At 69.1% G+C, this 8303-nt stretch carries 13 protein-coding genes; 4 read left to right on the top strand and 9 right to left on the bottom strand.

The window, feature by feature from the left end; translation table 11 throughout:
- From VGB60_RS06620 to VGB60_RS06590, 7 genes are all read right to left on the bottom strand, one after another.
- A partial coding sequence (locus tag VGB60_RS06620; protein WP_331037470.1) for a 1-deoxy-D-xylulose-5-phosphate synthase N-terminal domain-containing protein occupies positions 1 to 492 on the bottom strand: 492 nt, incomplete at its 3' end.
- A gap of 90 nt (positions 493 to 582) precedes the next feature.
- Complete coding sequence (locus VGB60_RS06615; RefSeq protein WP_331037475.1) at positions 583 to 1452, bottom strand: farnesyl diphosphate synthase; 870 nt, start codon at positions 1450 to 1452, stop codon at positions 583 to 585.
- Positions 1453 to 1502: 50 nt separating this feature from the next.
- Positions 1503 to 1853, bottom strand: a complete 351-nt coding sequence (locus VGB60_RS06610) for a tRNA-binding protein (RefSeq protein WP_331037474.1) — start codon at positions 1851 to 1853, stop codon at positions 1503 to 1505.
- Entirely contained in the window at positions 1853 to 2101 is a 249-nt protein-coding gene (locus VGB60_RS06605) for an exodeoxyribonuclease VII small subunit (protein WP_331037469.1), read from the bottom strand. Before VGB60_RS06605 ends, VGB60_RS06610 begins: the two co-directional genes overlap by 1 nt.
- Before the next feature lie 57 nt (positions 2102 to 2158).
- Positions 2159 to 2797, bottom strand: a complete 639-nt coding sequence (locus tag VGB60_RS06600; protein WP_331037468.1) for a peptidylprolyl isomerase — start codon at positions 2795 to 2797, stop codon at positions 2159 to 2161.
- 16 nt (positions 2798 to 2813) lie between these two features.
- The gene (locus VGB60_RS06595; protein WP_331037467.1) at positions 2814 to 3452 is read right to left on the bottom strand and encodes a histidine phosphatase family protein; all 639 of its coding nucleotides are present in this window, start codon (positions 3450 to 3452) and stop codon (positions 2814 to 2816) included.
- 61 nt (positions 3453 to 3513) lie between these two features.
- Entirely contained in the window at positions 3514 to 4434 is a 921-nt protein-coding gene (locus VGB60_RS06590; protein WP_331037466.1) for a histone deacetylase family protein, read from the bottom strand.
- 63 nt (positions 4435 to 4497) lie between these two features.
- Between VGB60_RS06590 and VGB60_RS06585 the strand changes: the two genes are divergently transcribed.
- The 4 genes from VGB60_RS06585 to VGB60_RS06570 are packed head-to-tail and all read left to right on the top strand — an operon-like array spanning position 4498 to position 7517.
- On the top strand, positions 4498 to 5025 hold the full coding sequence (locus tag VGB60_RS06585) for a GNAT family N-acetyltransferase (RefSeq protein WP_331037465.1): 528 nt from the start codon (positions 4498 to 4500) through the stop codon (positions 5023 to 5025).
- 35 nt (positions 5026 to 5060) lie between these two features.
- The gene (locus VGB60_RS06580; protein ID WP_331037464.1) at positions 5061 to 5786 is read left to right on the top strand and encodes a DUF72 domain-containing protein; all 726 of its coding nucleotides are present in this window, start codon (positions 5061 to 5063) and stop codon (positions 5784 to 5786) included.
- A gap of 12 nt (positions 5787 to 5798) precedes the next feature.
- A complete protein-coding gene (locus tag VGB60_RS06575; protein ID WP_331037463.1) occupies positions 5799 to 6977 on the top strand; it encodes a VWA domain-containing protein in 1179 nt (392 codons plus the stop codon).
- A 36-nt stretch (positions 6978 to 7013) separates the two neighbouring features.
- Complete coding sequence (locus VGB60_RS06570; protein ID WP_331037462.1) at positions 7014 to 7517, top strand: hypothetical protein; 504 nt, start codon at positions 7014 to 7016, stop codon at positions 7515 to 7517.
- 60 nt (positions 7518 to 7577) lie between these two features.
- Here VGB60_RS06570 and VGB60_RS06565 read toward each other — a convergent pair whose 3' ends face one another.
- Both VGB60_RS06565 and VGB60_RS06560 read right to left on the bottom strand, forming a co-directional pair.
- The gene (locus tag VGB60_RS06565) at positions 7578 to 7760 is read right to left on the bottom strand and encodes a CsbD family protein (RefSeq protein ID WP_331037461.1); all 183 of its coding nucleotides are present in this window, start codon (positions 7758 to 7760) and stop codon (positions 7578 to 7580) included.
- An 87-nt stretch (positions 7761 to 7847) separates the two neighbouring features.
- Positions 7848 to 8291: an NUDIX domain-containing protein gene (locus VGB60_RS06560; RefSeq protein WP_331037460.1), complete on the bottom strand. Its 444-nt coding sequence runs from the start codon at positions 8289 to 8291 to the stop codon at positions 7848 to 7850.
- Between the last annotated feature and the right edge of the window lie 12 nt (positions 8292 to 8303).

Raw genomic sequence — 8303 nt, 5'->3', positions numbered from 1 at the left:
CTCCGCATTGTTCATCGCCTCATAGGCCATGCCCGCGCTCATCGCGCCGTCGCCGATGACCGCAATCGCCTTGCCGGGACGCCTTTCGAGCTTGTTGGCGATCGCGAACCCGAGCGCCGCCGAGATAGACGTCGAGCTGTGCGCTGCGCCGAACGGATCGTATTCGCTCTCGCTGCGCTTGGTGAAACCGGACAGGCCGCCGGGCATGCGCAGGGTGCGGATGCGGTCGCGCCGACCCGTCAGGATCTTGTGCGGATAGCACTGGTGCCCGACGTCCCAGATCAGCACGTCCTTGGGCGTGTCGAGAACGTGGTGCAGCGCGACGGTCAATTCGACGACTCCCAGGCCCGCGCCGAGGTGACCGCCCGTCACCGAAACCGCATCGATCGTCTCCGCCCGGACCTCATCCGCCAGCTGACGCAGCTGGGCGATGTCGAAGGCGCGCGTGTCGGCGGGGATCTGGACCGTGTCGAGCAGCGGGGTGTTGGGCATCGTTACCTGAACTCTTGATCGTCACGGCCCGGGCGGGAGCCGTTCGAAGCCGGGTCGTGGCCCGGACATGACGTTGTTATTGCGGCCTCATTACGATCTGCGCTTTAGCACAAAGTCCACGCTGGCCTTGAGGATTTCCGCGTCGGGGCCGAAGACGTCCAGGTGCGCGCGGGCCTGGTCGGCCAGATGCGCGACCCTGTGTCGCGCCGCGTCGACGCCGAGCAGGGTGACGAAATTGGTCTTCCCCTGCGCCGCGTCCTTGTTCGCCGCCTTGCCGAGAAGGTCCTCGTCGCCCTCGACGTCCAGCAGGTCGTCGACGATCTGGTAGGCCAGCCCGATGTCATGGGCGAAGCTGGTCAGGGCGTGACGCTGGGCCTCCCGAGCCCGGGCGATGATCAACGGTATCTCGAAGGCGTAGGTGAACAGGGCCCCAGTCTTGAGCCGCTGCATCCGCGCGACGCCGCCGAGGTCGTCGCGAACCCCCAGGAGGTCGATCATCTGGCCCCCGGCCATGCCGCGTGCGCCGGACGCCAGCGAGAGCCGTGCGGCCAGTTCGCACCGGATCTCCGGGTCGTCGTGGGTGTCCGGGTGCAGCAGGATGTCGAACGCCGCGGTCTGCAGTGCATCGCCGGCCAGCACCGCCGTGGCCTCGTCATAGGCCCTGTGAACGGTCGGTCGCCCGCGTCGGACGTCGTCGTCGTCCATGCAGGGCAGGTCGTCGTGGACCAGACTGTAGGCGTGGACGCATTCGAGGGCGCAGGCCGCGCGCAGCACCGGCCGCTCCTCGATGTCGAACAGGTTGGCCGCCTCCATGGCGAAAAACGGCCGCAGCCGCTTGCCGGGTCCCAGGGCGGCGTAGCGCATCGCCTCGGTGAGGCGGGATTCCGGTCCGCTGGCGCGCGGCAGCAGTTCATCGAGGGCCACGGTGACCAGATCGGCGACCTCGGCCACGCGGTCGATGACCGCCTGTTCGGGCGAGTTGGCCGCGCGCGTCTCGGGCGGAAGCAGGGTCAGAACAGCCTCCCGCCCACTGGAACCTCGCGATCGACGCCGACCAGCACGACCTCGCCCGCGGCGTCTGGAAACCCGAGCGTCAGGACCTCGGACATGAAAGGGCCGATCTGGCGCGGCGGGAAGTTCACCACCGCGGCGACCCTGCGGCCGACCAGTTGGTCCAACGCGTAGTGCGTGGTGATCTGGGCCGACGACTTCCTCGTGCCGATCTCCGGGCCGAAGTCGATGGTCAGCTTGTACGCCGGCTTCCGCGCCTCCGGAAACGGATCGGCGGAGACGACCTCGCCCACCCGGACGTCGACCTTCATGAAGTCGTCGAAGCCGATCAGGGGCGCGGCGGGGCTCATCAGTCGAATCCGGCGGGCTCGACGCCCCTGGCCTGACCGTCCGGGCCGACGACAATCTTCTCGACCCGCAACTGCGCCGCCTTCAGCCGGTTCTCGCAGTGCGCCTTCAGCCGTGCGCCCTCTTCGTAGAGGGCGATCGACTCCTCCAGCGGCGCCTGGCCCGACTCGAGTTTGGAGACGATGGCCTCGAGGCGCTGCAGCGCATCCTCGAAGCTGAGCTCGGCGGGTACGGGGGGCGTGTCGGTCATCCCTCGGACCCTAGAGGCGGCGAGGCCCGGCCTCAAGCGCGTAGCGGCGCCGTAGCTCTATTCGGCGGTCGTTGCAGGCGCCGCCTCGACCCGTCGCACCGAGACAATACGGATGCGCGGGTCCAGCATCTGGCCGCGCATGAAACCCTCGCCCTCGGTGGCCGACTTCGGCGCGGCGAGGATTTGGCGCGCCACGTCCATTCCCTCGACGACCTGCCCGAAGACTGCAAACCCCGGATCGCCCGGAGCCCCGCGTCCTGCGTCAAGCGTTCCGAGGTCGCCGATGATGATGAAGAAGTCGCCCGTGGCCGTGCCGGGATCAAACCGCGCCATCGACAGGGCCCCGTCGGTGTGGCTGAGGCCGGTCTCGCTGGTCGGCTCGTGCGCGATCGGCGGCAGCACGCGATCAGCCGCGCCGCTGGTCCCGCCCTGAATCAGCCCCGCGGACGGTCCGACCGCCATGCCGCGATAGAAGTCCGTGCCGTCGAACCGGCGCTCGTCCACATAGCGGAGGAAGTTCGCCGAGGTGACGGGCGCGCGGGGATCGGTCTCCGCAAGGATGGTCCCGGCCGTCGTTTCGATCGCCACCCGAACGGGCGACGAGGGCGCGGCGGCGTCCTGTGTCTGCGCGCCGGCAGGCGCGGCGAAGGCGATGACGATGCTGAGCGCCGCAAGCGCGAGGGACCGCCGGTTCATCGCCTGCTCCCGCCGGTCAGCGCTTCTCGTACCGGCGCTGAGACCAGTATTTGAAGCCCTGATTGTGCACCAGGGCCCAGCCGTCGGCCCGCAGACGGCGTCCGACCATGTGGTTGAAATAGCCGTGCGCCAGCACCAGCACGTCCTGACCGCTCTCGGCGCGGGCGATCAGGGCCTGGGCGGCCTTTTCGGCGCGGCATTCGGCCTGACGGCGAGTTTCCTGCCCTTCGTGATGGTTGAAGGCATGCCACCAGAAGCGCGCTACGGCTCCCCAATACTTCGGCGGCAGCTTGAACCACGAGGGGAAGCGCGGGGGCGGCAGGGGGGCCTCGATGAACAGAGCGTCGCTCATCACCTCGCGGCCCGCGGCGATGGCGGCGGCGGTCTCCTGCGCCCGCGGACGGGTCGAGGCGTAGATGGCGCCGGCGCCCTGCGCCGTCGCCAGAAGCTCAGGCGGCGGGGTCTGACCGGCGCGGAGTCCGCCCACTTCGTATTTCGCCCACCAGTCGCGGTACTGGTCCGACGACAGCACGCATTTGCGGGAAAGGGCCGGCTCGCCGTGACGCGCCAGAATGATCGCCCCGGGACGCACCGAAACCAGGGCCGCTCGCGTCGGCGCAGGGGCGGGTGCTGCGGGGCTCGGCGCGTCGGCCATCAGGGAATCTCGGGCGGGGGACGGCATGATGAGCGGAGGATAAGCCTTTGGCTAATCTCCCTTAGTCCTCCCCCAGAGCCTGCACATGGGCGACCGCGGAACGGCCCAGCCCCTCAAGGTCGTAACCGCCCTCGAGCGAGGAAACAACCTTGCCGTGGCAGCAGTCCCGCGCGACCTCAATGACCGCGCGGGTCGCCCAGGCGAAATCCTCGGCCTCGAGGCTCTGGTGCGCCAGGGGATCGCGGCGGTGGGCGTCGAAGCCGGAGGAGATCAGGATCAGGTCGGGCGCGAACGCCTGCAGCGCCGGCATAAGCGCGGCGGAGAAGGTCGCCCGCCACGCCTCCCGCGCCGCATGGGGCGGCACTGGCGCGTTGACGATGTTGCCGACGCCGGTCTCGGAGGCCGCCCCGGTGCCTGGGTACAGCGGCATCTGGTGGATGGAGCCGAGGAACAGGCTGGGGTCGTCCTGAAACGCCGCCTGGGTCCCGTTGCCGTGGTGGACGTCGAAGTCGATGACCGCCACCCGCGCCAGCCCCTCGGCCTGCGCCACGCGCGCCGCGACGGCCACGTTCGAGAACAGGCAGAAGCCCATGGCCGTGTCGGGCTCCGCGTGGTGCCCGGGCGGGCGCACGGCGGCGAAGGCCCGGTTCATCTCGCCGCGGGCCACCGCTCTGACTGCGTCGACGACCGCGCCGGCGGCGAGCCGCGCCGCGCGGACGCTGCCGGGCGACAGGATGGTGTCCGCGTCCAACTGGTTGAGGCCGCGCGTCGGCGACGCGCCCAGCAGCCGAGCGACGTAGGCGGGCGGGTGCAGCCGCTCGAGATCGGCGGCCGACGCCTCGGTGGCGGCGCGCAGGTCGCGGGACAGGCCGGCGTCGTCCAGCGCGTCCAGCACCGCCTTCAGCCGCTCGGGCCGTTCCGGGTGTCCGACGCCGGGCCGGTGCTCGATCATGTCGAGATGGGTGAAAAGGGCTACGCTCACGCCGCGAGACTATGCGCCCCCGCCGCACTTGTCGCGCCCCGATCGAGCCTGTAGGCGCCGGACATGACCGAGCCCGTGATCCGTCCCGCCGAGGAAGCCGACGCCGCCGCCCTGGGCGCGCTAGGCCGACAGACTTTCATCGATACCTTCGTGGACGGGTTCGGCATCCCCTACCCCACGGACGACCTGGCCGCCTTCCTCGACGCCAGCTTCAGGCCCGCCGCGATCCGCACCAAGCTGCAGGAGCCGGGCGCCGCCTGGTGGGTGGCGGAGCGCGACGGCGAGCTGCTGGCCTTCGCCAACACCGGCCCCAACACCCTGCCCCACCCCGACGCCCGCCCCAGCCACGCAGAGCTGCGCCGGCTGTATGTCTCCAAAAACGCGCAGGGCCTCGGCCTCGGCACCCGCCTGCTGACCCTGACGCTGGACTGGATGGAGGCCCACTCAGACGGCCCCCTGTGGATCGGCGTCTGGAGCGGCAACTTGAAGGCCCAGAAGCTGTACGCCGCCTATGGTTTCGAGAAGGCGGGTGAGTACCAGTATCCGGTGGGCCGCTGGCTCGACCATGAGTTCATCCTGCGCCGCGGCTAACGGAACCCGGCCGCCGGCGCCGCGGTTCGCCCGCCATGAAGGATGTGAGGATCGGCACCTCCGGCTGGGCCTACAAGGACTGGAACGGCCGCTTCTATCCGGAAGAGGTCAGGGCCACGGGGCGGCTGGACTATATCTCCCGGCGCTTCCCGACGCTTGAGATCAACGCCAGCTTCTACCGCATGCCGACCGACGCGGCGGTGGCGGGGTGGCGCGCGCAGACGCCGGACGACTTCCTGTTCGCCTGGAAGGCGTCGCGCTTCATCACCCACAACAAGAAGCTGAAGGATCCGGTTGAGCCGCTGGCCTACATGTTCGAGCGGATCGCGGGGCTGGGCGACAAGATCGGGCCGATCCTGTTCCAGCTGCCGCCCAACCTGCACCGCAACGACGACCGCCTGCAGACCTTCCTCGACGCCCTGCCGGAGGGCCGGCGCTACAGCGTCGAGTTCCGTCATCCCGGCTGGTACGCCGACGAGGTGCTGGAGATGCTTCGGCGGCGCAACGTCGCCCTGTGCATCTCGGACCATCACCACGCCCCCGCGCCGTGGGAGGCGACCGCGGACTTCATCTACCTGCGCGGGCACGGCCCCGGCGGCCACTACCACGGCCGCTACGGCGAGGCGGCGCTGGAGGACTGGGTCAGGGCGATCCGCGCGTGGCGCACCGACCGCGAGGTGTTCGCCTACTTCGATAACGACATCAAAAGCGCTGCGCCCGCTGACGCCGCACAGCTGATTGGGCTGCTGGAGAAGGCCTGATAGGCTCGGCCCATGCTCCTTCCGTTCTTCACCGCCCTCCGGGACGCCAAAGTCCCCGTCTCGATGAAGGAATGGCTTCATCTGATGGAGGCCATGGACAAGGACGTCGCTGGCCGGAGGGTCGACGACTTCTACCACCTGTCCCGGGCGGTGCTGGTCAAGGACGAGAAGCACTACGACCGCTTCGATCAGGTGTTCGGCAAGGTGTTCGCGGGCGTCGAGACGGTCGGCGCGGGCGAGGACCTGACCACCGACATCCCGGAGGACTGGCTGAAGCTGCTGACCGAGAAATACCTGACCGACGAGGAGAAGGCGCAGATTGAGGCGCTGGGCGGTTTTGACAAGCTGATGGAGACGCTGAAGCAGCGTCTGGAGGAGCAGCAGGGCCGGCACCAGGGCGGTTCGAAGTGGATCGGCACCGGCGGGACCAGCCCCTTCGGCCACGGCGGTTACAACCCCGAGGGCGTGCGCATCGGCGGACCCGGCCGGCAGGGCCGGGCGGTCAAGGTCTGGGAGAAGCGCGAGTACCGGAACCTTGACGATCAAGTCGAGCTGGGCACCCGCAACATCAAGGTCGCCCTGCGCCGCCTGCGCCGGTTCGCCCGGCAGGGGGCGCTCGAGGAGCTGGACATGGACGCCACCATCGACGGCACGGCGCGGCAGGGGTGGCTCGACATCCACATGCGGCCCGAGCGCCGCAACACCATCAAGGTGCTGCTGTTCCTCGACATCGGCGGCTCGATGGATGCCCATGTGAAGATGTGCGAGGAGCTGTTCTCAGCCGCGAAGACCGAGTTCAAGCATCTGGAATTCTTCTACTTCCACAACTGTCTCTACGAGGGCGTCTGGAAGGACAACCGGCGCCGGCACACCGAGAAAATCCCGACGTGGGACGTGCTGAACAAATACCCCGCCGATTGGCGCGCCATCTTCGTCGGCGACGCCACCATGAGCCCCTATGAGGTGGCGATGCCCGGCGGCTCGGTCGAGCACTGGAACGAGGAAGCGGGCGCCGTCTGGATGAAGCGCGCTACGCAGCAGTGGGACAAGATCGCCTGGCTCAACCCCTCCCCGGAACGCTACTGGAGCTATTCCGCCTCGGTGGGGATGATCCAGGAACTGGTCGACGAGCGGATGTATCCGCTGACGTTGGAGGGGCTGGAGAAGGCGATGCGAGCGCTCGCCAAATAGGCTAGGCTGGGCCCGTATCGGGGAGGGAGTTCTGTGATGCTCGCCATCGTTTTCGCCGCCATGCTCCAGCAGGCCGCCACCGGTCAGGTCGTGTGGGAGGCTCCGCCGGCGATCCCGGTCGCGGCTCCGACTCCGATCCCTGCCATTCCCGACTACGCCCGCGCCGATCCCTTTGGCTATGAACGCTCGGAGTGCAGTCCGCTGATCCGTAAGGCCAGCGAGACGCTGGAGGCCTGCCAGGTGCGGGTGCGGTCGGCGCTGGCCGCGAACCTGGGCGCCGCCCTGCCGCCGGGTCTGGCCCCGTCCGCTTCGGCGGAGCAGTGCCGGCAGGAAGCCGCCGGCGACCGCTACGCCCTGCAGTGCGGGACCCCGGCCCGCTCCGTCCGCGCCTCCGCCACGCCCGAGGAGCGCACCTGCGAAACCCGGCCGCAGGCCCAGGCGCAAGGCGGGGTCGTCTGGACCGAGGAATGCCGTCCCGCTGACGGCCGGGCCCCGACGCAGGACGGGCTCAGGATCCGCCTCGGCGGAGACGACGACTAGGCACGCGAAAACGCCGCCCGCGATGCGGACGGCGTCATCGGTCTCTAATCGAAGCGCGACCTAGTTGCGCTTGTCGCGGAGCGTGTCCTTGATGCCGCCGACGGCGTTCTGGATCTTGCCCTCGGCCTGATCCGCGCGGCCGTCGGCCTTCAGCTTCTCGTCGCCGGTGATCTTGCCTGCGGCTTCCTTGATCTCGCCGCCCATGTTCTTGGCGGCGCCTTCAACCCGATCGTGATCGGCCATTGGATCGTCTCCTTGAATACCGCCACCGGTTCGGCGGCGCATGGCTCAAGGAGCGGTCCTGAAGCGAAGCCGTTCCGTATGGCTCCGCTAGCTGGTCCGCCGCAGCCACGCCGCCACGGCCCAGGCATGGGCCTCGTGCCGCAACTGCGCCAAGGCCGTATGCGGGTGCAGCCAGACCAGTTCGTGGTCGTCCTCGATCTTGGCTGAGGCGTCGAGCGAGCGCTGCTCCGCGATCCAGAATCCGCCGCGGTTGTTGACCGGCGATCCGTCGGACTTGCGGAAATACTGCGCCGCCTCTGCGATGCGGGCGAAGGGGCGGATCGCCATGCCGGTCTCCTCGACGAACTCGCGGATCAGGGCCTGTTCCTCGGTCTCGTCGCCGTCGATCGCGCCGCCCGGCAGATCGAAATAGCTGCCCTCCCCCCTGTCGACGCGGACACAGGCGAGCTTCGCCTCATGGAACACCAGCCCGAACACCGCGGGGCGTTCCACGTAGGTCAGGCCCGAAGCGGGAACGCCGAACTGCAGCATGACGGCCGGGTC

The sequence above is a fragment of the Brevundimonas sp. genome (assembly GCF_036399195.1).
GTDB lineage: Bacteria > Pseudomonadota > Alphaproteobacteria > Caulobacterales > Caulobacteraceae > Brevundimonas.
Note: the sequence above shows the minus strand (reverse complement) of the source record. Positions and strands in the feature narration are given on the sequence as shown.